Source organism: Luteibacter sp. ME-Dv--P-043b (genome assembly GCF_030209605.1).
Classification (GTDB): domain Bacteria; phylum Pseudomonadota; class Gammaproteobacteria; order Xanthomonadales; family Rhodanobacteraceae; genus Luteibacter.
Window position 1 is genome coordinate 68172 of record NZ_JARVRT010000026.1, and the last position, 24821, is coordinate 92992.

The 24821-nt window shown below is 67.4% G+C and carries 24 protein-coding genes, 1 tRNA gene and 1 pseudogene; 21 read left to right on the plus strand and 5 right to left on the minus strand.

The window, feature by feature from the left end:
* Positions 1-33 precede the first annotated feature (33 nt).
* Positions 34-1431 carry an MFS transporter gene (locus tag QRN34_RS14370; protein WP_285405412.1) on the plus strand — a complete coding sequence of 466 codons (1398 nt, stop codon included), beginning with the start codon at positions 34-36 and terminating at the stop codon, positions 1429-1431.
* 233 nt (positions 1432-1664) lie between these two features.
* On the opposite strand, the gene aat is transcribed toward QRN34_RS14370, so the two are convergent.
* Genes aat through trxB form a run of 3 tightly spaced genes read right to left on the minus strand, consistent with a single transcriptional unit; the run spans position 1665 to position 4508 of the window.
* Entirely contained in the window at positions 1665-2375 is a 711-nt protein-coding gene (aat, locus tag QRN34_RS14375; RefSeq protein ID WP_285405413.1) for a leucyl/phenylalanyl-tRNA--protein transferase, read from the minus strand.
* Positions 2372-3505 (minus strand): GNAT family N-acetyltransferase, encoded by a 1134-nt coding sequence (locus tag QRN34_RS14380; RefSeq protein WP_285405414.1) that lies wholly within the window; start codon positions 3503-3505, stop codon positions 2372-2374. Before QRN34_RS14380 ends, aat begins: the two co-directional genes overlap by 4 nt.
* A 40-nt stretch (positions 3506-3545) precedes the next feature.
* A complete protein-coding gene (trxB, locus tag QRN34_RS14385) occupies positions 3546-4508 on the minus strand; it encodes a thioredoxin-disulfide reductase (RefSeq protein WP_285405415.1) in 963 nt (320 codons plus the stop codon).
* Positions 4509-4736: 228 nt separating this feature from the next.
* On the opposite strand from trxB, the gene QRN34_RS14390 reads away from it, so the two are divergent.
* From QRN34_RS14390 to lolA, 4 genes are all read left to right on the plus strand, one after another.
* On the plus strand, positions 4737-5801 hold the full coding sequence (locus QRN34_RS14390) for an alanine dehydrogenase (protein WP_285405416.1): 1065 nt from the start codon (positions 4737-4739) through the stop codon (positions 5799-5801).
* 32 nt (positions 5802-5833) lie between these two features.
* Positions 5834-8179 (plus strand): DNA translocase FtsK, encoded by a 2346-nt coding sequence (locus tag QRN34_RS14395; protein ID WP_081916661.1) that lies wholly within the window; start codon positions 5834-5836, stop codon positions 8177-8179.
* A 7-nt stretch (positions 8180-8186) separates the two neighbouring features.
* Positions 8187-8615 carry a hypothetical protein gene (locus QRN34_RS14400; protein ID WP_036141897.1) on the plus strand — a complete coding sequence of 143 codons (429 nt, stop codon included), beginning with the start codon at positions 8187-8189 and terminating at the stop codon, positions 8613-8615.
* Positions 8616-8767: 152 nt separating this feature from the next.
* Positions 8768-9418, plus strand: a complete 651-nt coding sequence (gene lolA, locus QRN34_RS14405; protein ID WP_285405418.1) for an outer membrane lipoprotein chaperone LolA — start codon at positions 8768-8770, stop codon at positions 9416-9418.
* Between the two features lie 642 nt (positions 9419-10060).
* Here lolA and QRN34_RS14410 read toward each other — a convergent pair.
* Positions 10061-10207: a hypothetical protein gene (locus tag QRN34_RS14410; protein ID WP_285405420.1), complete on the minus strand. Its 147-nt coding sequence runs from the start codon at positions 10205-10207 to the stop codon at positions 10061-10063.
* On the opposite strand from QRN34_RS14410, the gene QRN34_RS14415 reads away from it, so the two are divergent.
* The 16 genes and pseudogenes from QRN34_RS14415 to QRN34_RS14490 all read left to right on the plus strand — a co-directional run bounded on the left by QRN34_RS14415 (position 10206) and on the right by QRN34_RS14490 (position 23634).
* Entirely contained in the window at positions 10206-12680 is a 2475-nt protein-coding gene (locus QRN34_RS14415) for a DUF2339 domain-containing protein (protein ID WP_285405422.1), read from the plus strand. The genes QRN34_RS14410 and QRN34_RS14415 overlap by 2 nt on opposite strands.
* A complete protein-coding gene (locus QRN34_RS14420; protein ID WP_285405424.1) occupies positions 12670-14028 on the plus strand; it encodes a DUF3999 family protein in 1359 nt (452 codons plus the stop codon). The genes QRN34_RS14415 and QRN34_RS14420 overlap by 11 nt, the downstream gene beginning before the upstream one ends.
* Before the next feature lie 56 nt (positions 14029-14084).
* Positions 14085-15413 (plus strand): replication-associated recombination protein A, encoded by a 1329-nt coding sequence (locus QRN34_RS14425; RefSeq protein WP_285405426.1) that lies wholly within the window; start codon positions 14085-14087, stop codon positions 15411-15413.
* 231 nt (positions 15414-15644) lie between these two features.
* Entirely contained in the window at positions 15645-16298 is a 654-nt protein-coding gene (locus tag QRN34_RS14430; protein ID WP_285405428.1) for a response regulator transcription factor, read from the plus strand.
* Positions 16299-16415: 117 nt separating this feature from the next.
* On the plus strand, positions 16416-16976 hold the full coding sequence (locus QRN34_RS14435) for a glycosyl hydrolase 108 family protein (protein WP_285405430.1): 561 nt from the start codon (positions 16416-16418) through the stop codon (positions 16974-16976).
* A 3-nt stretch (positions 16977-16979) separates the two neighbouring features.
* The gene (locus QRN34_RS14440) at positions 16980-17501 is read left to right on the plus strand and encodes a DUF2589 domain-containing protein (protein ID WP_285405432.1); all 522 of its coding nucleotides are present in this window, start codon (positions 16980-16982) and stop codon (positions 17499-17501) included.
* A 68-nt stretch (positions 17502-17569) separates the two neighbouring features.
* Positions 17570-18187: pseudogene (locus tag QRN34_RS14445) on the plus strand (DUF2589 domain-containing protein); the annotation flags it as partial.
* 135 nt (positions 18188-18322) lie between these two features.
* The gene (locus tag QRN34_RS14450; protein ID WP_285405434.1) at positions 18323-18583 is read left to right on the plus strand and encodes a hypothetical protein; all 261 of its coding nucleotides are present in this window, start codon (positions 18323-18325) and stop codon (positions 18581-18583) included.
* Positions 18584-18588: 5 nt separating this feature from the next.
* The gene (locus QRN34_RS14455; protein ID WP_285405436.1) at positions 18589-19029 is read left to right on the plus strand and encodes a hypothetical protein; all 441 of its coding nucleotides are present in this window, start codon (positions 18589-18591) and stop codon (positions 19027-19029) included.
* On the plus strand, positions 19029-19196 hold the full coding sequence (locus tag QRN34_RS14460) for a hypothetical protein (protein ID WP_285405437.1): 168 nt from the start codon (positions 19029-19031) through the stop codon (positions 19194-19196). The genes QRN34_RS14455 and QRN34_RS14460 overlap by 1 nt, the downstream gene beginning before the upstream one ends.
* Positions 19197-19233: 37 nt before the next feature.
* Positions 19234-19626 (plus strand): hypothetical protein, encoded by a 393-nt coding sequence (locus tag QRN34_RS14465; RefSeq protein ID WP_285405439.1) that lies wholly within the window; start codon positions 19234-19236, stop codon positions 19624-19626.
* A 19-nt stretch (positions 19627-19645) separates the two neighbouring features.
* Entirely contained in the window at positions 19646-19975 is a 330-nt protein-coding gene (locus QRN34_RS14470) for a hypothetical protein (RefSeq protein ID WP_036141873.1), read from the plus strand.
* Positions 19972-20289 (plus strand): hypothetical protein, encoded by a 318-nt coding sequence (locus tag QRN34_RS14475; RefSeq protein WP_285405443.1) that lies wholly within the window; start codon positions 19972-19974, stop codon positions 20287-20289. Before QRN34_RS14470 ends, QRN34_RS14475 begins: the two co-directional genes overlap by 4 nt.
* A gap of 56 nt (positions 20290-20345) precedes the next feature.
* Positions 20346-21884 (plus strand): cation:proton antiporter, encoded by a 1539-nt coding sequence (locus QRN34_RS14480; protein ID WP_285405445.1) that lies wholly within the window; start codon positions 20346-20348, stop codon positions 21882-21884.
* 86 nt (positions 21885-21970) lie between these two features.
* Positions 21971-23251: a serine--tRNA ligase gene (gene serS / locus QRN34_RS14485; RefSeq protein WP_285405447.1), complete on the plus strand. Its 1281-nt coding sequence runs from the start codon at positions 21971-21973 to the stop codon at positions 23249-23251.
* A gap of 293 nt (positions 23252-23544) precedes the next feature.
* Positions 23545-23634 (plus strand) — tRNA-Ser (locus tag QRN34_RS14490).
* Positions 23635-23821: 187 nt separating this feature from the next.
* Here the strand turns inward: QRN34_RS14490 and QRN34_RS14495 are convergent.
* Positions 23822-24595, minus strand: coding sequence for a class I SAM-dependent methyltransferase (locus QRN34_RS14495; RefSeq protein ID WP_285405449.1), 774 nt, complete (start codon positions 24593-24595; stop codon positions 23822-23824).
* Between the last annotated feature and the right edge of the window lie 226 nt (positions 24596-24821).

Here is a 24821-nt window from a genome sequence, read left to right on the forward strand (position 1 = left end):
CAGACTTACGCCTTCTTCGTTACCTCCACCCGGATGACTTCCGCTCCCGGCTTTCGCACCGTCGCCCTCATCATCGCCAGCGCGATGTTCATGGAGCAACTGGACGGCACCATTCTCGCCACCGCGTTGCCGGCCATGGCCGAGTCGTTCGGCGTGTCCCCGTTGCACATGAGCGTGGCGCTCACCTCGTACATGCTCAGCCTGGCGGTGTTCATTCCGGCCAGCGGGGCCATCGCCGACCGCTACGGCTCGCGCAACGTGTTCCGCGCTGCCATCGCCATCTTCACCATCGGCTCTATCCTGTGCGGCATCTCCGGTAGCCTGCCGCTGCTGGTGCTCTCGCGCCTGTTGCAGGGTATCGGCGGCGCCATGATGGTGCCGGTGGGACGCCTGGTGCTGCTGCGCTCGGTGGCGAAGTCGGAACTGGTCAGCGCCATGTCGTGGCTGCTGGTGCCGGCGCTGATCGGCCCGGTGATCGGTCCGCCGCTGGGCGGGTTCATCGTCACCTGGGTGTCGTGGCGCTGGATCTTCTACATCAACGTGCCGATCGGCCTGGTCGGCATGTGGCTGGCGTCTCGGTACATTCCCGATATCCGCATCCCGGACAAGATGCGCTTCGACAAGCTGGGTTTCGTGCTGTCGGGCGTGTCGCTGTCCTGCCTGGTGTTCGGCCTGGAAATGGCCAGTCGCGGGGTGACGTCCGTGCTCGGTTCCACCGGGCTGATCGTGGCCGGTATCGTGGTCGGTGCGGTCTACGTGTGGCATGCGCAGCGCGCGGCCCATCCCATCCTCGACCTGTCGCTGATGCGTTTTCCCACGTTCCGCCTGTCGGTGATCGCGGGGTCGCTCACGCGCATCACCGCGGGCTCGGTGCCGTTCCTGCTGCCGCTGATGATGCAGCTGGGTTTCGGCATGTCGGCGGCGCACAGCGGCGTCATCACCTTCGTCTCCGCACTGGGCGCCATGCTGATGAAGGCGACCGCCGCACCGGTGCTGCGCCGCTGGGGGTTCCGCGCCACGCTGGTCTGGAACGGCGTGTTCTCGATGTGCTGTGTGGCGTTGTGCGCCGCATTCCGGCCCGACTGGCCGCTGTGGATCATCTACGCCGTGCTGCTGATGAGCGGGTTCTTCCAGTCGCTGCAGTTCACCGGGTACAACACGGTGGCGTATGCGGACATCCCCAGCGAGCGGTTCTCCAGCGCCACCAGTTTCTACACCACGTTCCAGCAGCTGATGCTGTCGCTGGGCATCTGCGTCGCCGCCGCGGCGCTGCATGCGTCGGTCACCTGGCACGGCCGCGAACATGCGTTGCTGCCGGATTTCAGCGTGGCGTTCCTGGTGGTCACGTTCGTTTCGGTGCTCGCCGCGCCGGTGTGCCTGCTGCTGCCGAAGAATGCCGGTGCGGAAATGAGCGGTCACCGCGCGCGGTGACGTTATCCTGGATCGCGCACATCGTGCGCTCCTACATCCCGCACGATGCAGATTGCGACACCCTTGTAGGAGCGCACGATGTGCGCGATCCGGCATCGCGGCTTCGTCGATGGGTTAGGTCTTCTTCGCGTGGTTGGTTTTTCGCGCACATCGTGCGCTCCTACATCCGGGGTTTACGGAGCCTTGTAGGAGCGCACGATGTGCGCGATCCACGATCCCCCGCACGATCGACGTTACGGCAACGCCACCGGATGGCTCACCCACGACCCCACCATCCCCGGCATCGCCGCCAGCTTCCGCGCCTGCGCGACAAACGGCCGGCGGGCGATTTCCACGGCGCCCATGCTCAGCAGGTGGTCGTTGGTCACCTGCGCGTCCAGGAGCGGAAATCCCCAGCCGTGCAGCAGCTGGCACAATCCGGCCAGGGCGACCTTCGATCCACCGCTGCGGGCGCTGAACATCGATTCGCCGCAGAACAGCCGGCCCACGGCCACGCCGTAGATGCCGCCGACCAGCGAGCCGCGGTCCCATACCTCCACGCTGTGCGCGTGGCCGCGGCGGTGCAGTTCCTCGTAGGCGGCGATCATCGCCGGTCCGATCCACGTGCCGGGCTGGCCGTTGCGCGGGGCCGCGCAGGCGCGCATCACGCGCGAGAACGAGGTGTCGGCGGTCAGCCGCCAGTGGGACGTGTCGAGCTGCTTGCGCAGGCTGCGGCTGATGTGGATGGCGTCGGTGTGGAATACGCAGCGCGGGTCCGGCGACCACCACAGGATCGGCTCTTCCTCGTTGTACCAGGGAAACACGCCCTGGGCATACGCGGCCAGCAGGCGTTCCGCCGACAGATCGCCGCCCCAGGCCAGCAGGCCGTTCGGCTCCGTCAGCGCGGTTTCCGGGGCGGGAAACAGGCCGGGGCGCAGGGGATGCAGCTGGGGCAGATTGATCATCGATCCGCGTACGGCGAATGGGTCATGAGTTCGTCCTTGTAGGCCTCGCGATGCGCTGCCTCCTGGACCAGCGCCGCGGCCACCGCCTGGCGGAAGCCCTCGTGCGCGATGTAGTGGCGCGAGTGGGTCAGCGTCGGCAGGAAGCCGCGCGCCAGCTTGTGCTCACCCTGCGCGCCGGGCTCGAAGCGCGCGATGCCTTCACGGATCGCGTACTCGATGCCACGGTAGTAGCACAGCTCGAAATGCAGTCCGGACAGTTCCACGCTGGCGCCCCAGTAGCGTCCATACAGCGCGTCGGCACTGCGCAGGAACAGCGCCATCGCCACGATGTCCGCGCCGTCACGGGCCAGGGCCACCTGCACGCGGGCGCCCATCGTATGCCCCAGGTACTGGAAGAAGCGGGCAGTGAGCGCGGCGTGGTTGCCCTTCATGTCGAAGGTCAGCTCATAGAGCGCGTGGATCTGCCGCCACTCGGCGTCGCCCAGCGTGTCGCCGCCGCGCATCTCCAGCGTGAGGCCCGATGCGGCCGCATGCGCGCGCTCCTGGCGGATGTTCTTGCGTTTCTTCCGGGCCAGGGCGGCTAGAAACTCGTCGAAATCCGTGTAGCCGCGGTTGTGCCAGTGGAACTGGTAGTCCGCACGGGCCAGCCAGCGGTCGTCGAAGGCGGGCAGGTCGGCCTCGGCAAGGAAGTTGGCGTGGATCGAGGACAGCCCCAGGCGGTCGGCTTCATCGACCAGCGCGGCGGTCAGCCGGTTGCGATTGATCTCGGCGTCGAGGCTCTCGCGCACCAGCAGGCGCGGCCCGGGCACGGGCGAGTAGGGCGCGGCGACCAGCAGCTTGGGGTAGTAATCGCCGCCGGCCCGCTCCCAGGCCGCCGCCCAGCTGAAGTCGAACACGAACTCGCCGTGCGAGTTGCCCTTGAGGTAGGTCGGGGCCGCCGCGACCAGCCGCCCGCCGTCGAGAATGGCCAGGTGGTACGGCCGCCACCCATAGTCTTCACGCAGGCAGCCCTTGGCCTCCATGCCGCTCAGGAACGCGTGCGACACGAACGGGTTGCCGTCGGGCACGAGCGCGTCCCAGTCGGCGGCCGGGATGCCGCCGAGCCCGTCGAGGAAACGGATCTCGCTCATGCGGGGCAACGCCCCGCGCCGGCCGCGCGGGGCGACTCCATCACGTCAGCAGGTGCTGCTGGTCGAGCCAGCGTTCCGCATCCAGGGCGGCCATGCAGCCGAAACCGGCCGAGGTGATCGCCTGGCGGTAGACGTGGTCGGCCACGTCGCCGGCGGCGAACACGCCGGGCACCGAGGTGGCCGTGGCCATGCCCTGGGTACCGGACTGGATCTGGATGTAACCGTCCTTCATCTCCAGCTGGCCTTCGAAGATGCCCGTGGCCGGGGTGTGGCCGATGGCGACGAAGAAGCCCTGGACGGCCAGGTCGCGCGTGGCGCCGGAGTTCACGTCCTTCACGCGCACGCCGTTCACGCCCGAATCGTCACCCAGCACCTCGTCCACCTGGTGGTTCCACAGCAGTTCGATCTTGCCAGCGGCCGCTTTCTCGAACACCTTGTCCTGCATGATCTTTTCGGCGCGGAACTTGTCGCGGCGATGGACCAGGTAGACCTTGCGGGCGATGTTGGCCAGGTACAGGGCCTCTTCCACGGCCGTGTTGCCGCCGCCGACCACCACCACGTCCTGGTCGCGGAAGAAGAAGCCGTCGCAGGTGGCGCAGGCGGAGACGCCGCGGCCCTTGAACTTCTCTTCCGAGGCGATGCCCAGGTACTTGGCCGTGGCGCCGGTGGTGATGATCAGCGCGTCGGCGGTGTACTCGCCGCTGTCGCCCTTGAGCCGGAACGGGCGGTTGCCCAGGTCCACGCTGTGGATGTGGTCGAAGACCATCTCGGTCTCGAAGCGCTCGGCGTGCTCGGCCATGCGCCGCATCAGCTCCGGACCCTGCACGCCCTTCTCGTCGCCGGGCCAGTTGTCCACCTCGGTGGTGGTCATCAGCTGGCCGCCCTGCTGCAGGCCGGTGACCATCGTCGGCTTGAGGTTGGCGCGCGCCGCGTAGACGGCGGCCGTGTAGCCGGCGGGGCCGGAGCCGAGGATCAGCAGGCGGCTGTGCTTGGGGGTGCTCATGTATAATCCTTGAGGTTTGCTGCGGCGTGTTTCAGTCGTACCGCTGGCCTCTTGCGGCAGGTTGCTCAGGCCGTGTCGAGGTTGCGCGAGATCGTTGTCGACCCGGAAGAATGGGGAAGACGGGGGTGCGATTCAAGACGTTCGCTTCATTGATGCTGCCGGCGTGTCCCCACACGGCGGCTTTTGTTCCGTCACGACTTCCTTCGGTTCATTCAGGATCATCCTCAGATGCGCATCGGTATCCCTTCCGAAACCAAGACCCTCGAAGGCCGCGTGGCCCTCATCCCGGCCGCCGCCGCCGACCTGGCCCGCCGTGGCCATGAGGTGTTCATCCAGTCCGGTGCCGGCACCAAGTCCGGCTACTCGGACGCCGACTACTCGGCCCTGGGCGTCACCGTCCTGCCGGACGCCGCCGCCGTCTACGAGAAGGGCGAGCTGATCGTCAAGGTGAAGGAGCCGATCGAGGGCGACCTCAAGCTGCTGAAGAAGCACCACCTGCTGTTCTGCTACCTGCACCTGGCCGCCGAGCCGGCGCTGACCCGTAGCCTGCTGGACATCGGCCTCACCGGCATCGCCTTCGAGTCGGTGGACGAGAACGGCGTGCTGCCGCTGCTGCTGCCGATGTCCGTCATCGCCGGCCGCATCGCCACCCAGATCGGCACCACCCTCCTGCACCAGCCCAACGGCGGCAAGGGCAAGCTGCTGGGCGGCATGGCTTCCACCCCGCGCGGCAAGGTGGTGGTGCTGGGCGCCGGCGCGGCCGGTGGCAACGCCGCGGCCCTGGCGGCCCAGGCCGGTGCCAACGTGGTGGTGTTCGACAAGCGCCAGGACCGCCTGGCCGAGATGATGGCCATGGGCCCCAACGTCACCGCGCTGTATGCCTATGAGTCGTCGGTGGCCGAGGAAGTCCGCAACGCCGACATCGTCGTCGGTGCCGTGCTCATCCCCAGCGCCAAGGCCCCGCGCGTGGTCACCGAGGACATGGTCAAGACGATGGAGAAGGGCTCGGTGCTCGTCGACATCTCGATCGACCAGGGCGGCTGCTTCGAGACCTCGCGCCCGACCACCTGGAAGGAGCCGACCTATGACGTCCACGGCGTGACGCATTTCTGCGTGACCAACATGCCCGGCGCCGTGCCGCAGACCTCGTCCACCGCCATTTCCGCCGCCATCCTGCCGTACGTGCAGCGCCTGGCCGCCGGCCATGCCTGGCGCGACTACGCCCCGCTGGCCGCGGGCATCAACATCGAGGGCGGCAAGCTCGTCCATCCGGCCCTCCAGGGCATGGCATGATGCCCAAAACCCGATCCGAGGTCGTCTGCTAAGTGGCGCGTAGCGCGAAAGTCGTCAAGAAACAGGCCAGGACGCAGATCAAGGCCCAGCGCGAGGGCTTGAGCGACGAGCTCAAGCGCCGCCTGCGTGAAGCGGGAGCCCTGCTGGTGCTCCCGCTCGCGCTGTACCTGCTCGTCTGCCTGATCAGCTACAACGACCAGGACCCGAGCTGGGGCCACATGGGGGTTGCCGAGCACGCCACCAATTTCGGTGGCGCGGTCGGCGCCAACATCGCCAACCTGCTGCGTTACATCTTCGGCCTGGTCTCGTACTGCTTTCCGCTGCTGCTGCTGGCCCTGGGCGTGCAGGTGATCCGCCAGCGGGGCGAGCGCCACGTCGCCCCGTGGGAGCCCTCGCTGCGCCTGATCGGGTTCGTGTTCTTCTTCATCACCGGCCCCGCGCTGGTCTACCTGAACGTCGATTCCCCCGTGCTGCCGGAAGGCGCGGGCGGCATCGTCGGAAAGTGGGTCGGTCGCGGGGTGCATGCCGCGTTCGGCGACAAGGGCGCGCCCTTGTTGCTGCTGGCCGTGTTCCTGATCGCCGTCACCCTGGCCACGGGCCTGTCCTGGTTCCGCCTGATGGACGTGACCGGGCAGGGCGTGGTGCGGCTGGGCGGCTGGTTCGGCGGCAAGATGCGTCGTGCGCCCGATGTGATGGCCGCCCGTACCGCCCGCGCCGAGCGCGAGGTGGTCAAGAAGGCGGAAGCGGTCAAGCAGGCCAAACGCGAGCCGGTACGCATCGAGACGCCCACGCCGATGGTCGTCAAGAGCGAGCGCGCCACCCGCGAAAACCAGATTCCCCTGTTCACCGGCGCGTCCATCGAGGGCGAGATCCCGCCGTTGTCGCTGCTGGACGAAGCCCCGCCGCAGGGCCCCGGGTACTCCGAGGAAACCCTGGAGGTGCTGTCGCGCCAGGTCGAACTGAAACTGAAGGACTTCAAGGTCGAGGCACGCGTGGTCGGGGTCTATCCCGGTCCCGTCATTACCCGCTTCGAGCTGGAGCCCGCCGCCGGCGTGCGCGGCAGCCAGGTATCCAGCCTGGACAAGGACATCGCCCGTGGGCTGTCCGTGGTCAGCGTGCGCGTGGTGGACGTGATTCCCGGCAAGAACGTCATTGGCCTGGAAATCCCCAATACCAAGAAGCAGATCGTCTACCTGTCGGAGATCCTCCGTTCGGAGCGCTACGACCAGGTGAAGTCGCCCCTGGCGCTGGCGCTGGGCAAGGACATCGGCGGCAAGGCCGTGGTTACCGATCTGGCCAAGATGCCCCACTTGCTGGTGGCCGGCACCACCGGCTCTGGTAAATCCGTGGCGGTGAACGCCATGGTGCTCAGCCTGCTGTACAAGTCCAGCGCCAAGGACGTGCGCATGATCATGATCGACCCGAAGATGCTGGAGCTCTCGGTCTACGAGGGCATCCCGCACCTGCTGGCGCCCGTGGTTACCGACATGAAGGAAGCCGCCAACGCGCTGCGCTGGTGCGTGGCCGAGATGGAGCGCCGCTACAAGCTGATGGCCGCGGTGGGCGTGCGCAACCTGGGCGGCTTCAACAAGAAGGTGAAAGACGCCGAGAGCAGCGGGCAGCCGTTGCTCGACCCGCTGTTCCGCGCCAACCCGGACATGCCCTCGATGAAGGCCGATCCGCTGGAGCCGCTGCCGCACATCGTCATCATCATCGACGAGTTCGCCGACATGATGATGATCGTCGGCAAGAAGGTGGAAGAACTGATCGCCCGCCTGGCGCAGAAGGCGCGTGCCGCGGGCGTGCACCTGATCCTGGCCACGCAGCGCCCCTCGGTGGATGTCATCACCGGCCTGATCAAGGCCAACATTCCCACGCGCATCGCGTTCCAGGTCTCGTCCAAGATCGATTCGCGCACCATCCTCGACCAGTCCGGCGCGGAGGCCCTGCTGGGCCACGGCGACATGCTGTACCTGCCGCCGGGCACGGCCACGCCCGAGCGCGTGCACGGCGCCTTCGTCGACGACCACGAGGTGCACAACGTCGTGGAATGGCTGCGCGCGCAGGGTGCCCCGAACTACATCGAGGGTGTGCTGGAAGAAGTGCAGTCCACCGCCGACGGCAAGATCATCAACGACGCCGGCCTGCCGCAGGATGCCGACGGCGATGGCGACAGCGACAACGCCCTCTACGACCGCGCCGTGCGCGTGGTGACGGAAACGCGCCGCGCGTCCATCTCCGGCGTGCAGCGCCACCTGCGCATCGGCTACAACCGCGCCGCCCGCCTCGTCGAGCAGATGGAGCAGGACGGCATCGTCAGCGCGCCCCAGCACAACGGCAACCGCGAAGTGCTGGCCCCGCCGCCGCCCAAGGATTGATCCCACCATGAACACCATGAAGCCGGGTGTGCTGCGCCAGCGCCCCTGGAGCCTCCTCGTCACCGGTGATCTCGTGCCCACCGCCGAGGTGCTCGACGAGGTGACCAGTGTCTTCGAGCTCAACCCGTCCATTCCGGGGCTGGAACTGCGCGCCGACGACGGCCGCGCCTGCTTCGTCACCCGTGACTATCCGGCCGGGCACACCGGCGAGATCGACGACGCGCTGGAAGTGATCTTCGCCGAGCAGTCGGATATCGCCGAGATCGTGGTGCTGGGCCAGGAAACGCGCCCGGCACACACCGCCACCCGCGCGGCGCCGTTCTGGCATCGCGACGGCAAGGCCATCGCCGAGATCAGCGAGAAGATGGAGGCCGGCGAGATTTCCCCCGGTGAAGCCATCGATATGCTCAAGTCGCTGTTTGAAACGGACCGGTAGAGCGTTGGTCGTCCAGCGTCCCGTGTTAAGCGTTGGCGATGTAGATTGACGTGCAACTGGTTGGTGCGCCATGTGTGCGTGCTCGACTGGCGCTTTACCCTTTACGCCTAACCCTCGCCACCATGCCTGCTTCCCCAGGATATCCCCGCCCTATGAAACGCCTGCTGCTCGCCGCAACGCTGTCCCTCCTCAGCCTGCCGACCTTCGCCGCCACCGGCGCGGCCCGCGAGCGCCTGAATGCGTTCTCCACGGGGCTGCATGCGCTCACCGGGCGTTTCAGCCAGACGCTGGCCAATGCCAACGGCGACCAGGGCAAGGTCAGCTCGGGCACGCTGGCGCTGCAGGCGCCGCGCCAGTTCCGCTGGGAAACCACGGCCCCGTACAAGCAGACCATCGTCGCCGACGGCAGCCGCGTCTGGCTGTACGACCCCGACCTGGAACAGGTCACCGTTCGCCGGCAGAGCAGCGAGGAAGCGCAGAGCCCGCTCACCGTGCTGACCGACCTCTCGCAGATGGACAAGGATTTCAAGGTCACCGAACAGGGCGAGCATGATGGCCTGGTCTGGTTGCGCCTGCAGTCCACCAGCAAGGACCCGCAGTTCGACTATGCCGACCTGGGGTTCGACGCGGGTGGGCTGGCACGGATGGCGTTCAAGGATCAGCTGGGGAATACCACGCAGATCTCGTTTGCCGGGTGGCAGAAGAATGCCGCCATTCCCGCGGGCACGTTCGAGTTCGTGCCGCCGAAGGGCACCGACGTGATCGGCGATGCGCCTGTGTTGCAGACGCAGCCGGTTAAATAAAACCGTCCATAGCCCTATCGTCGAGCCTCGCCCGGCCTTCGTAGGAGCGCACGATGTGCGCGAACCCTCACCACGAATACGGCGAATGATGCCGCCCGTTGCAACCGTGCGGGCGGTTCCGGGCGTTTGAAAAGCGCATGCTGGATGCACGGAAACGCTCGCTAGTGCGGAAGGTCGGCTTCTCTCGACTCAGTCCTAGGCTGAGGGATCGCGCACATCGTGCGCTCCTACCGCCTCAGTCCTACGGTGAGGGATCGCGCACATCGTGCGCTCCTACCGCCTCAGTCCTACGGTGAGGGATCGCGCACATCGTGCGCTCCTACCGCCTCGGTCCTAGGGTGAGGGATCGCGCACATCGTGCGTTCCTACGGAGTCTGGCATTTCATGCCAGACTCCCTGCCTATACGGATATGTGAGTGAGGGGCGGAGCATGGTGGTGGTCTGGATTCTGGTGTGCGCGGTCGTCGGTGGCCTGGTGGATCAAGGGTGGACCGGCGGGGTCGCGGGCGCTGCCATCGGATGGCTGCTGGCGCGGACGTCGCAGCTGCGCAGTGACCTCGATGCCATGCACGCGCGGGTGGAAGCGCTGACGGTTGCCGCGAGGCAGCGGGGCGCGGAGCACGCGTCGGCGATATCGCCGGATCATGCGTCTTCGATAGCGCCGGCGGTGCCCTCGAATAGGTCGCCCGATGTATCGGATGCACCTGTGCCGGCCCAGTGGCCGGACAGCGCGGCGCCTTCGGCGTCATCCGTTCCGTCCAACGCGTCGATGCCGTCGATGCCGCCCATGCCTGCCATGCCGCCGCTACCGGGCACGACACGGGCGGTCGCCGCCGACGCCATGTCTGGCCCTGTCGCCAGCGACGCGTCGACCGCCTCTAGCGCAGCCGCAGGCGACGACCCCGGCGGTCCCTCCTGGATCGATCGCGGCATCACGGCAGCCAAGCGCTGGTTCACCGAAGGCAACGTGCCGGTGAAGGTAGGCATGCTGGTGCTGTTCGCGGGCGTGGCGGCGTTCCTCAAGTACGCGTCGGACACGGGGATGCTGCGTGTGCCGGTGTCGGTGCGGCTGAGCCTCGTAGCGCTGGCGGCGATCGCGGGCGTGGCGTTTGGCTGGGTGCAGCGTGACCGGCGCCGTGCGTTCGCGCTGGCCTTGCAGGGTGGTGGGCTGGGCGTGCTGGTGATGACGGTGTTCGCCGCGTACCGGCTCTACGGTCTGCTGGACGCGACGCCGACCTTCGCGCTGCTGGTGGTCTTCGTCGCGGGCATGGGCGTGCTGGCGGTGCTGCAGGATGCGCTGGCGCTGGCCGTGCTGGGCCTGATCGCCGGGTTCGCCGCGCCGATCATCGCGTCGTCGGGGCAGGGCAACCATGTCGCCCTGTTCGGTTACTACGCGCTGCTCAACCTGGGCATCCTCGGTATCGCCTGGAAGAAGGCATGGCGGGTGCTCAACGTGCTGGGCTTCGTGGCGACGTTCGGCGTGGGTACGGCGTGGGGCGTGTTGCGCTACAACCCCTCGCTGTTCGCCAGCACCGAACCCTTCCTCATCCTGCATTTCCTGATGTACCTCATCGTGCCGTGGCTGCACGTGCTGCGCTCGCCCCGGCGTGGCCGCGCCATCCTCGACGGCTGCCTGATGTTCGGCAACCCGATCGCCAGCCTGTTGTTGCAGGGGGCGTTGCTGGACTGGGAGCCGATGCCACTGGCTATCTCGGCACTCATCGCCGCGGCCATCTATATCGCCATCGCCTTCGCGATCCGCAAGCGCGAGGACATGGGCCTGCTGCGCGAGACCTGGGCCGTGCTGGCCGTCGCCTTCGCCACCATCGCCGTGCCGCTGGCGTTGAGCGCGAGCGTCACCGCCTGCGTCTTTGCACTGGAAGGCGCGGGCCTGATCTGGCTCGGTTTCCGCCAGGGGCGGCGCCTGCCGCGCTGGTCGGGCGTGTTCCTGCAGTTGGTGGCGGGCGCGGCGTGGTTCCTCGCGCTGGCCTTCGGTGTGCACTCGCTCGACACGCCGCTGCTCAACGCGCCTTTCGTGGGCTGCCTGCTCCTGGTCGTCGGTGCGGGCGTGGGCGTGTGGCAGTTCGATCGCCATGGCGCGTCGCGCGGTATCTCCGGCCTGGCGCGTCTCGGGCTGCTGTTCTGGGCGGTGCTCTGGTGGTACGTCGGCTTCGGGCGCGAGATCGATCGTTCGTCTTTCGGGGCGACCGACGAGAACGCCGCATGGCTGGCGCTGGTGTCCTCCACCGGCTGGTTGCTGTCGCTGGCCTGCCCGCGCGTGCGCAAGCTGGACCTGGGCGTCGTGCTCGCGTTTGCCGTACCGGTGTCCTTCCTGGCCACGCTGTTGCTCGTGCTGCAGGCGAGCAGCGCCGGCATGCAATGGCTGGTGGGCTGGCCGCTCGCGGCGGTGGCGGTGATGGCCGTGACCGGCTGGCTGTCGATGCGTGGCGAAAGCCAGCACCGGGTGGCCGCCGTCGCCAGCGGCACGCTGTGGTGGCTGCGCTGGCTGGTGCTGTTCACCACCGCCATCGGCCTCGCGCTGGATGGTGCGGAGCGCGTGGGGCAGGGCTGGCAGATCCTCGCCTGCGCAGTGCCGACGCTGCTCGTCGCGGCGCTCGTCGTCTGGCGACCGCGCGTCATCGCTTCGCCGCTGGTGGCTTACGTACGCGATCTGCGCCTGAGTGTCGGCGCGTTCATGCTGATGGCGATGGCGGCGGTCGGCCTCGTCGCGCTGGGCGCGGCGGGCGGTGCTCACCCGCTGCCCTTCATCCCGCTGCTCAATCCGATCGACCTGCTGCTGGTGGCGGTGGGGTTGTTCCTCGCCCGCGTCATGGCGGACGCGGTGATGCCCCCCGGCGTGGTGCGCGCGCGTCCGGCGGTGCTCGCCATCGCGTTCTTCGTCGTCGCCACCAGCATGACGTTGCGCACCGTGCACCACCTGGGCGGCGTGCCCTGGAACGGCGACATGCCGTCGTCCAGCCTGGCCGAGCTGTCGCTCACCGTGGTGTGGAGCATCATCGGCGTCGTCGCCTGGGTGCTCGGCTCGCGTCGCGGGCAGCGGCTACTTTGGATGGCCGGCGCCGGCAGCATGGGCGTGGTGCTGCTCAAGCTGCTGCTGGTAGACCGCGGCCACCTGGGCAACCTGTTCGGCATCGCCTCCTTCATCGCCTATGGCCTGCTCTGCACGGTCATCGGTTACCTCGCCCCCGCGCCGCCCAAAGACGGTGCGGCCATCGTTCCGGAGCCGCCGCATGCGTCGTGACGTGGTTTGCCTGCTCATCGCCAGTCTGTTCACCCTGGGCGCCCGCGCTGAAACGCCCGAGGCGTTCGCCTATGCCTGGCCGATCGTCGCGCCGCCCGGCGGCAAGGCCTATCTGGTCGAGCTGCCGCAGGACGCCTATGCCTGGGCCGTGCGCGATGCGGGCCTGGGCGACGTGGTGGTGGTCGATGCGCAGGGTCGCCAGGTGGCGACCGGCCCTTATCGCGCCGCCGACCCGACGTCGCATCCGGTGACCCTGGATGCGCCGCTGCGCGCGGTGCCTTCCGCGGTGGACGGCGTGCCGGGCGCGCGCATCCAGCGCAGCACCAATGGCGACATCGTGATCGAGCCGGGCAGCGCGCCGGCCAGCGGCACGCCGCGCACGTGGCTGTTCGACGCGCACGACGAGGTCGCGCCGGAACGGCTGGAGTTTCCCCGGCCGGACCACGACGTGAACCTCACCGTGGACATCGACGTCAGCCGCGACCTGCAGGACTGGACACCACGCGTGCGCGGTGCGTCCGTGGTCACGCTGGGCAAGGACGCCGACGCGGTGGACGCGCGTGTGGTCAAGCTGGCGGGCCCGGCGGCCCGGTATTTCCGGGTGCGGGTGACCGGCGGCGACGCGCCCTGGCCGACCGACGGCACCGCCGCGGTGACGCTGTCCGGCACCGTCGAGGACGCCTCGGCCAGGGACGAGCCCGTGCTGCACTGGCTGGACGTGCCCGTGGCAGACACGCGCAGCAGCGGGCAGGGCGTCGATTACGACTACCGCCTGCCGGCCGCGCTGCCCGTGAGCGCCGTGCGTGTGACGCTGGGCAAAAGCGACAGCGTGGCCCGGCTGGATGCCTCCGCGGTGGAGGACAGCCTGAGCAGCGAGGCGCTGGGGACGCTCGTGGTCACGCCGGACGGCACCGAGGGCCATCGTCCCCTGGAGGTGACGCCGCGTCGCCGCGACCTGATCCGCCTGCATTCGGCCACGCCGCTGCGAGAGCCGCCGCATTTCTCGGTGGGCTGGCGCGCGGACCGCTTCGTCTTCCTGCCCGAAGGCAACGGCCCCTGGCGCCTGCTGGTGGGCAGCGCGCGTGCGCGGCGGCCGGCCTGGCCGGTGGACGACGCCATCGCCGCGCTGCGCAAGAGCGAAGGGGCCGCCTGGCGTCCCGACCGCACCACGCTGGGCCCGTCGCAGGAGCAAGGCGGTCGCCAGGCCCTCGCGGCCCCCGCGGTGCCGCTGGACTGGACCCGTCCGCTGCTGTGGATCGTGCTGCTGCTGGGCGCGGCGGTGATCGTCGGCATGGCGGCCAGCCTGCTGCGCAAGCCGAAGCCGGGATCGCCTCCACCCGAGGATTGAGGGACTGTGCACGGTGAACGCGCGATAATGCGCGTTCACCCCCGTCCGCGAGTGCCATGTCCTTCTCCTCCCCCGGCCTGTTCGCCGAACCCGAAGCGCTGAAGCCCCTGGCCGAGCGCATGCGCCCGCGCGCCCTCGACGAGATCGTGGGCCAGCAGCGCGTGGCCGGCGAGGGCAAGCCGCTGCGCCGCGCGCTGGAAGCGGGCAAGGTGCACTCGATGATCCTGTGGGGGCCGCCGGGCTGCGGCAAGACCACCCTGGCCCTGCTGGTGGCGCGTTACGCCGATGCGGATTTCCGGGCGATCTCCGCGGTGATGAGCGGCCTGCCGGACGTGCGCAAGGCGCTGGCCGAAGCCGAAGGCAACTTCGCGCAGGGCCGCCGCACCGTGCTGTTCGTGGACGAGGTGCATCGCTTCAACAAGGCCCAGCAGGACGCGTTCCTGCCGCACATCGAACGCGGCGTGATCATCTTCATCGGCGCCACCACGGAGAATCCGTCCTTCGAGCTCAACTCCGCGTTGCTCTCGCGCTGCCGCGTGCACGTGCTGGACTCGGTGAGCCCCGACGATATCGTGGCCGCGCTGCATCGCGCGCTGGCGGACACCGAGCGTGGCCTCGGCGAACTGGCACTGGATGTGGACGAGGCCTCGCTGAAACTCATCGCCAGTGCCGCGGACGGCGACGTGCGCCGCGCGCTCACGCTGCTGGAAATCGCCGCGGAACTAGCCGAAGACGGCCGCATCGACGACACCACGCTGGAGCAGGTGCTGGCCGACCGCACGCGCCGCTTCGACAAGAGCGGCGAGCAGTTCTACGACCAGATATCGGCCCTGCATAAGTCCGTGCGCTCGTCCGATCCGGATGCCGCGGTGTACTGGCTGACCCGCATGCTCGACGGCGGTTGCGATCCGTTATATCTCGCCCGACGCATGACCCGCATGGCCGTGGAAGACGTGGGCCTGGCCGAGCCGCGTGCCTGGCGCATGGCCCTGGACGCCTGGGATACCTACGAGCGGCTGGGCAGTCCGGAAGGCGAACTGGGCCTGGCGCAACTGGCCATCTGGCTGGCCATCTCGCCCAAGAGCAACGCCGCGTACATGGCCTATAACAAGGCCAAGGCGACCGTGAAGCAGATGGGCACGCTGGACGTGCCGATGCACCTGCGCAACGCGCCGACCAAGCTGATGAAGGGCCTGGGTTACGGCACCGGCTACCAGTACGACCACGACGTGGAGGGCGGCATCGCCCTCGACCAGCAGTGCCTGCCCGACGCCCTGGTCGGTACGACCTTCTACGAGCCGGTGGATCGCGGGCTCGAGACCAAGCTGCGGGAAAAGCTCGAGGCACTGCGTGCCGCGCGGGCGGCGGCTCGCAAGAGCCCGTAACCGGCAGGACGGCGCCGAAAAATCAGCATTTGGCCGATACGGCCGGTGGGCGCCACGACATACCTTGGCGGCAGCCGCGGAACATTGCGCGGCTGTCACGTCCGGCCGGCCACGGGGGCCGGCACGACGTCCACCGAGGGGGTCGAGGATGGATTCGCATCACTGCAGCACCGTCAGTCATGGCGGTGTTTTCATGTGCGTTCGCGCCGGCGTGCGGGCGAGGTGGGGCGCATGATGCCCATCACCGTCCTGCTGGCGGACGAACAGGCGTTGCTGCGCGAGGGCGTGTCCGCTCTGCTGGCAGGCTCGCCGCGCTACCAGGTGACCGGCAGCACGGCCGATGGCCGCGAGTGCGTGCGTCATGCGCTGCGTAACCAGCCGGGCCTGATCGTCTTCGATTGCGCCATGCGTGGGCTCAGCGGACTGGAAGCGATCCGCCGCATCGCGCCGCGCTGTCCGCAGACCCGCTTGCTGTGCCTGTCCGCATACGACGATTCGCGCTGGGTACGCGCCGCGTTCGACGCCGGCGCCCACGGCTACGTGCTCAAGCGCGACGGCTTCGACGTGCTGCGCGAGGCGATCGACAGTGTGATGCGCCTGCGCTATTTCATCAGCCCCGATATCGCGCACCTGCTGGTGGACGGCCTTCGCCGCCACGACGGCCCTGCGTTCGCGCCGCGCGAGGCATTGAGCGCGCGCGAGCGCGAGATCACCCAGTTGTTCGCCGAAGGCCTCAGCGCGCGTGACATTGCCGAGCGCCTGCATGTCAGCGTCAAGACGGTGGGTACGCACCGCGAACACATCATGGCCAAGCTGGGCATCAACGGCATCGCGCAGCTTACGCGCTATGCCCTGCGCGAGGGCCTGACCACGCTGGAACCGTGACCGGCGTCGATCAGCAAACGCAGGCGCGGCAATCAGGCTTTTCCCGATCCCGCGCATCGGTCCGCGAACGGATAGTGAACCCGCCGACGCCACCGCGTCGAACCGGGAGATCACAGCATGGCCGACTTCAATCTTTTCTTTCCCACGCTGCTGCGGCACGAGGGCGGTTTCGTCAACGACCCGGCCGATCCGGGTGGCGCCACCAACAAGGGCATCACGCTGGCCACGTTCCAGCGCTATGCCAAAAGCCTGCTGGGCATCGACCCCTCGCTGGACAACCTGCGCGCCCTGAGCGATGCGGACGCGGGCCGGATCTACAAAGCTCAGTACTGGGACAAGGTGCACGGCGACGAGATCGCGTTGCAGCCGCTGGCCAACATCGTCTTCGACTTCCAGGTCAACGCGGGCGCCAACGCCTCCAAACTGCTGCAGCGCGTGCTGAACGCGCAGGGGGCGACGCCATCGCTCACGGTGGACGGCGTGATCGGCGCCGGCACGATGGCCGCCCTGGGCCGCCTGAACGCGGTGGCGGTCTATACGGCCTATAAGCAGGGCCGCAAGGATTACTACAACACCCTGGTGGCGCAGCGCCCGTCGCTGGCCAAGTTCCTCAAGGGCTGGCTGGCGCGCGTGGATTCGTTCCCCGACCTGCCGCCCACCGCGGCCGGAGGTCGCTGAGCCATGGCCGCGCAGACCTCGCTCAACACGCTGATCGAAGCCATCGCCGGCGCGGTGGTCGATGCGCAGGACCGCATCGAGCAACACCAGATGTCGCACCTGAGCGACTTTTTCGACGAGGACAACCGGCCCAAGAGCGTCGTCATCCGCATGCCGTCGCTGCATCCCAAGGCCGGCGAAGACGACGAGGACCTGTACCGCGCACCGATCCTGCCGCTGGTCTCGACCAACGTGCTGCGGATCAAGGACGTGGAGATCACCTTCGACGCGGACATCGGTCCGATCGTGGAAGGCAATCCGCCCAGCGACGACGATCCGCACGAGCCCGGCTGGAAAGGCAAGAGCGCCGCGGCCCGCCCGCACCTGCGCGTGGACCCGGCGGCCGGCGGCAACGACCGCCGTGGCGGCTCGGTGCACGTGAAGCTTCGTGTCGAAGGCAGCGAGCCCACCGACGGTGCCGCGCGGCTGATGAACCACCTCTCACAGACCCAGGGGGTCTTCAAGACGTTCACGCCGGACGACTGACCCGTCGGCCGGGATGAACCGCGCCGCGCATCCCGTGCGTCGCGTCAACCATTGCAAGGAGTCACACCATGGCTGACGAACTCGTCAACATGTCCAGTCAGTTCAAGGGTCTGCCCATGGGCGACCTGATCGGTTCGCCGCTCAGCGCCGCCTGCGAAGCCCAGGTCAAGCTGGCCCAGGCCACCGCGGATTTCATCAAGGTCATCGGCTTCCTGCCGCCGCCCGCGAACGATCCGACCGGCGTGGGCGCCACGCGCACCGCCACGTTCCGTTTCAAGCGCCCCGTGGACGATCCCACCAACGCCGGTGGCATCGCCGAGGAAGACGTCGAGCTGGAAGTGCCGCTGCTGGCCATCGTCAAGGTGCCCAACCTCAGCGTCACACGCGTCGACATCACCTTCGACATGGAAGTGAAGTCGTCCTTCAGCCAGACCGAAAGCGAAGACAAGAAGGGCGAGTTCAGCGCCGAGATGTCGATCGGCTGGGGCGTGTTCAAGGCCTCGGCGAAGGTGTCCGGTTCGGTCGCCACGCACAAGGAAAACACCCGCAAGTCCGATAACTCGGCGCGCTACCACGTTGAGGTGCACGCCGAGGACGGAGGCATGCCGGAAGGCCTGGCACGCGTCATGGACATCCTGCAGACCGCTTGCGCGCCGCGCAAGGTCGGCGCGCCGGTGGCCGTGCCGGGTACCGCGCCGGCCGCAGTGACCGGTCCGGCCACGACGCCGGCGGCCGGCACCGGCACCGGTCCGTAAGCCGTTCGATCCCACCATGGATCGCGACGCCCGCGAGGTCGTCGCGATTCCTTCCGGAGATACAGGATGTTCGACCTGACCGACGTGAAGTTCGTCAAACGCGTGGTTGTCGGCAGCGACAACCCCAACCAGATGCAGACCGAGGCGCAGGTGGAAGACGCCCGCGCCTTGCTCAACCGCTGTCTCAGCGACTCGCCCAAGGGGTCCATCATCGGCGTGGAAAAGAGTTTCACCATCCTGCAGGTCGGCGAGCACCAGGTGGTGCTGCAGTGGCTGTGCTACCACGTCGGCTTTCCACGCAAGCCCGCGTGGCTGGGCGAGGGGTAGGGCGCATGGCCACCTGCACGTTCGACCAGTTGCTGTTCGCGCTGCGCGTGTCCGTGGAAGCGGCCAACGAAGCTCTGCGGCGACGCCGACTCGCGCATTACGCGGCCGGCGACGCCAGCGGCGATGCGCTGCACGTGGACGTGCCGCGGGATGCCGGTGTGGACGCCCCACTGGAATCCGTGGTGCTGCCGCTGCGCTGGTTTCGCGACCCACGCATGCCGCAGGTCACCGAGTTGTCCGTGGAGTTCGACTGCCGCCTGCGCTATGAGCGCGGCAGCGACGGCGCGACGGCCCTGGTGATCGACCTGCACCCTGCGCCGCCGCGCCGATGGCGCCGCCGCCCCCTGCATCGCCTGCGCATCGGTTACCGCGCGGCGGATGCCTGGCAGCCGAGCGTCTCGCTGGATGGACGGCCGGTGGCCGTGCCGTTGCCGGAGGTGGGCTGATGGACAAGCTCACTGTGATGCGGCTGTCCGCCGACTGGGAGGCCGCACTGGTCGCCGCCTTGCCGGGACCGCCACCGCGCAAGCCGCGCCATCGCGTCCTGTGGCTGCTTGCCGGCTTCATCGTTCTTGCCGGAATCACCGGCGTCACCGTGTGGTTCGCCCGCTAGGTTGGGCCACCTACCATCACCTCCAGAGGAAAACCCGATGTATTCCACCTCCGTCAAAACCCTGGCCGGCATCGCGCTGTTCGGCCTGTTTCCCGCCATCGCCCTGGCCGCACAGCCGCAAGGCACCTGGCGCGGCCTGGTCCAGCAAGCCAATGCCGATGTCGCGGTGCAGATGACCTTCGTGCCGAACCTGGTGAAGGTGCACTTCAACGAGCCGCTGTCGTGCGATGTCTCCGCCGCGTTCCTCAAGGAGGACGGCGCCACGTCGATCTACCGCTTCAAGCCGTCGATCAACGGTGGCCGGTTCTGCGACAGCGTGCTCAACCGCGATCTCCGTTTCACCGTCGCGGCCGACCAGACGCTGGACGTGATGTTCGAAACGCCCCGCAACCCCTGGCGCGGCAAGCTGAAGCCCGTTCCCTCACCCTGAGTCCCACGAGGTCGTCATCATGGATACCGTCGTTCTGTTCACCCGCTTCTGGCTGCTGTTGGCGGCCGTGGGCGGCGCCGTCCTTCCCGTCGCCCTGGGCAACGAGGCCTCGCGCAAGCGTGCCGTCGTGCAGGTGGTGTGCGGTGCCATGATGGCGATCTTCCTGGGGCCCGCGGTTGAGCGGCGTTTCCTCACCGATTCGCCGGCGGAGATCCATGCCGGCGTGTCCTTCCTGATCGGCTGCTTCGGCCTGCGCGTGACGATGATCGCCCAGCGGCTGATCGACTCGCGCGGCGAGACGCTGGCCAATCGCATGATCGACCGCATCGCGGGAGGCGACCCCCAATGAATCCGATCGTGTTTCTCTACGGCGACCTGGCCTGCAGCAGCGTCATGCTGGTGGCCGGGTGCTGGTTGCTCACCGATCGCACGCTGCGCCGTGTGAACCGCGTCAGCCACGCCTTCATCGCCGCGGGTGCACTGGCCAACATCCTTGGCATCATTGCCGACCGCGTCGGCTTCGAAGACATCAGCTACGGCAAGGTGTGGCCGGGCGAGGTGGTGGTCAACATCGGCCTGGCGATGATGATGGCGACTTGGTTCTGGCGGTCGCTGAGCGGTGCGCGGCATCGGCGTCGCTCCGAGGTAACCGCCGGTGCTTGAGCACGGCCGGTCCGGCGGGTAGCCTGCATCGACTTGCCGCCCGGAGCGCCGCCAAAGTGACGCTTTTCGAAAGCCTCCTGCTGCTCCTGCTCGCGGCCATCGTCCTGCTGCAGCTGGCACGACGCCTCGCGCTGCCGTACCCGTCCATGCTGGCTCTGGCCGGTGTCGGCGTGGCACTGCTGCCGGGCGCGCCGGATTTCCCGATCGATCCACGCACGGCGCTGCCGCTATTCATCGCCCCCGCGCTGATGGACGCGGCGTTCGATTTCCCGCTCACCACGGCGAAGCGCTTCTGGGTACCGCTGGTGATCTTCGCGCTGGGTGGTGTGTTGGTGACCGCACTGCTGGTGGCTTGGGCCGGCTGGGCGTATGCGGGCCTGCCGTTCGCCGCCGCGCTGGTGCTCGGTGCCATCGTCGCGCCACCGGATGCGGCTGCGGCCACGGCGATCCTCTCGGGCATGGCCATCCCGCGCGCCACCGACGCGATCCTGCGTGGCGAAAGCCTGTTCAACGACGCGGCGGCGCTGTTGCTGTTCGGCGCCGCCTTGATGGCGCAGACCTCGGGGGGACTGACCGCGGCCCAGCTCGGCGGCTTCGCGCTGGCCGCGCCCGGCGGGGTGGCGTTTGGCATGCTGGCGGCCTGGCTGATGTCGAAGATCACCCGCTTCGTCACCGGCGCGCTGGACAGCAACCTGCTGCAGTTCGTCAATACCTTCCTGGTCTGGATCGTGGCCGAGCACCTGCACCTGTCGCCCGTGCTAGCCGTGGTCGCCTTGGCGATGACCATCGCCTCGCGGCCATCCCCGACCTCGCCGCGCCTGCGCGTGCAGTCGTACGCGGTGTGGAACGTGGTGGTGTTCGTCCTCAACGTGCTCGCCTTCCTGCTGATGGGCCTGCAGGCCCGGCGGATCATCGGCGACATGAACGGCGATCACCTGCGCCATGCGCTGGGCTTCGCCGGCCTGGTGATCGCCATCGTGGTGCTGGCACGCCTCGCCGTGGCGCTGTGCTTCAACCGCGGTGTGGCGTGGTACCGCCGTCGACAGGGTCGCGCCGAGCCCGCCACCTGGCGCCAGGCCACGCTGGCCGGCTGGTGCGGCATGCGCGGCCTGGTGACGCTGGCCACCGCGTTCATCCTGCCCGCCGACTTCCCGCAGCGCGACACCGTGGTGCTGGCCGCCTTCGGTGTGGTGCTGGCCACGTTGGTGGTGCAGGGGCTGACCCTGGCGCCGATGATCCGGCTGCTCCGGCTGGACCATCGCGCGGTGACCGAGCGCGAGTTGCTGTCCGTGCGGCGCGGACTGGCGCGTGCCGCGCTGGGCCGGCTGGCGGACGAGGACAGCGAGGAGGGCAGGCGGCTGGCCGCGCTGTTCCAGGTCGAGATCGACGCGCTGGACGAACCGCCGCGCGGCGATGCGATGGATCGGCATTGCCAGCTGTCACTGGCCGCCCTGGCCGCGCAGCGCGCCGAGCTGGAGCGCTGCCGCCTCGCGTTCCAGCTGAGCGACGAGGACTACAATTTCCTGCTCGAACAGCTCGACTGGCGCGAGTTGACCGTGCTGCCGCCCGAGGCCACGCGCATCGGCAGCGGCTGAGCGTTCCGTCGGTCCGTTCGGCCGGCGGACATGCCGCCCGCCGAATTTGCGATAATCCCCGTTCGAACACCCACGGAACCCGACCCATGCTGGATCCTGCCCTCCTGCGCGGCAAACTCGCCGAAACGGCCGAGCGCCTGCGCGCCGCCCGGAACTTCGACCTCGACGTCGCCACGATCGAGCGCCTCGAATCCGAGCGCAAGGCGCTCGCCACCGAGACCCAGGAGCTGCAGAACCTGCGTAACACGCGTTCCAAGGCGATCGGCCAGGCCAAGGGCAAGGGCGAAGACGTCGCCCCGCTGATGGCCGAGGTGGCCGGCATCGGCGACAAGCTGAAAGCCAACGAGCAGGCCCTGGCCGAGGTGCAGGCGATCATCGCCGATATCGCCCTGGGCATCCCCAACCTGCCGGACGAGAGCGTGCCGTACGGCAAGGACGAGAGCGACAACCTCGAGATCCTGCGCTGGGGCCACGCCCGCGCGTTCGACTTCAAGGTGCAGGACCACGTGGACCTGGGCGCCCGCCACGGCTGGCTGGACGCCGAAGCGGGTTCGAAGCTGTCCGGCGCGCGTTTCACCGTGCTGCGCGGCCAGCTGGCCCACCTGCACCGTGCGCTCGCCCAGTTCATGCTCGACCTGCACACCACGAAGCACGGTTACCTCGAGCACAACGTGCCGCTGATCGTGAACCCGGCCGCGATGGAGGGCACCAGCCAGCTGCCGAAGTTCGAGGACGATCTGTTCGCCACGCAGGTGGGCGACGCCAAGCGTTACCTCATCCCCACGTCCGAAGTGACGCTGACCAACCTGGTGCGCGAGAGCATCGTCGAAGCCGACGAATTGCCGATGCGCATGACGGCCCATTCGATGTGTTTCCGCGCGGAAGCGGGCAGCTACGGCCGCGACACCCGCGGCATGATCCGGCAGCACCAGTTCGAGAAGGTCGAGATGGTGCAGATCGCCACGGCCGAGACGAGCATGCAGCAGCTGGAGGAGATGGTCGGCCACGCCGAGGCGGTGTTGCAGGCGCTGGAACTGCCGTACCGGAAGGTGCAGCTGTGCACCGGGGATATGGGTTTCGCCGCGGCGAAGACGTATGACCTGGAGGTATGGTTGCCGTCGCAGAATACGTACCGGGAGATCAGCAGCTGTTCCAACTGCACGGATTTCCAGGCCCGGCGGATGCAGGCGCGGTGGCGGAACCCGGCGACGGGGAAGCCGGAGCTGGTGCATACGCTGAATGGGTCCGGGTTGGCCGTGGGGCGGACGCTGGTAGCCGTGATGGAGAATTTCCAGCGGAAGGATGGGGCGATTGAGGTGCCGGCGGTGTTGCGGCCGTATATGGCAGGGGTTGAGGTGATTGCCTGATCGTCGGGTAGAATGACGCGCTGGCGGGGTGCAAGGCCTTGCCGGTGCGGTTGGAAAAATGTGGAGAGATGGCCGAGTGGTTTAAGGCAGCAGTCTTGAAAACTGCCGTAGGTGTGAGCCTACCGTGGGTTCGACAAGGCGGCGCAGCCGCCGCAGGACGCCCGAAAGGGCGGTCCGACCGAAGGGAGGGATTCGTCGCGAAGCGGCGAACAATCCCACTCGGGGTGCGGGTCGCCTCGACGGTGATCGGAGCTAGCGTAGAATGCGGGCGCGCAAGGCGTTTTAGACAATCCGGAGAGATGGCCGAGTGGTTTAAGGCAGCAGTCTTGAAAACTGCCGTAGGTGTGAGCCTACCGTGGGTTCGAATCCCACTCTCTCCGCCATTAACCCATAAGGTGATCGTTTTCAGCCACTTGGACGGGGCTGGAGAAATTCGGTGGTAGGCACTCGCATAGGCACTTTCTAGTCGCAAGCTGCGGCGATACCATTTCAGAGGCAGGCGATGGCTATGAAAGCGTTTACCGAATTGAGCGACATGTGCTGGAGATCCTTCATCAGCTTGGCCTATTCCTAGGTCTTGCTTGCAATCCACAACGTCCATCGGTCTTTCTCGACAATTGTCCGTAGTTGTCCAACGTGACTCTCGACGTGCGAAATCAACGTTTCGACCTCGGTGTCGGTGAGATCGTGGAGAATCGATCGGCCGGTACGTTGCCGAAGGTCCCTTGCCAAAGGGCCAAAACCATCATGGATCTCCCGGGTTTCCCAAAGATTTTTGATTTCAACTTCTGAGAATCCGGCTTTTAGCAAGCTGTCGAACACGCCCTGGCCTGTCGGCCTGCGCTTTATTTCGATCTCCATGAGCTTGGGAAAAAGCTCGAAGAAGTAGCCCCGAACATGTTTTTGCGAGCCTGGTATCTTGACGTCTTCTGGTGTCCTGTCCTGGATGATTAGCTTGCCGCCGTGCGCGAGCAGGCGGTAGGCCTCGGCAAAGCAGGCATCGAAATCTTTCAGGTGATGGATTAGGGCGCGTTCGAATACAATGTCGAAACTACCGGAAGGCAGGCCGGTATTCTCCGCAGTACCCTGTTTAAACGAGATACCGCGATGATCCTGAGTGTTTTCTTTGGCCGCACTTATCATTTGCTCTGAAAAATCGACGCCGATGACGCTTGTCACACCTAGGTCAGCCCAAGCCCTTGAATAGATGCCTCCGCCACGCCCGACATCAGCAACGCGTTGACCACGCGGATCGATAAGGTCGAGGATCGCTTGTGACCAGCCCGAATTGGCGCTTCTGCCAGCGTATGTGTACCTGTTTTCGTCTGAATGAAAGTCAATCACGAAAGAGTCTCCTCACCGGTTTGCCAACACATCCTAAATAGCAACTTCCGCTTTGTAAAACACGTTTCAGCTTGCTTCGTATTGCGGGTTGAATACTGGCTGGACTGAACGCACAGGTGCGGGATCGCCGGGCTGTTGGCTAAGCGTTGCTTGACGCCTCGCTCTAACGCAGTCGTGCCTGGCCTTGCAATGCAGTCAGCCATCTGGACCACATGGCAGGGGCAAG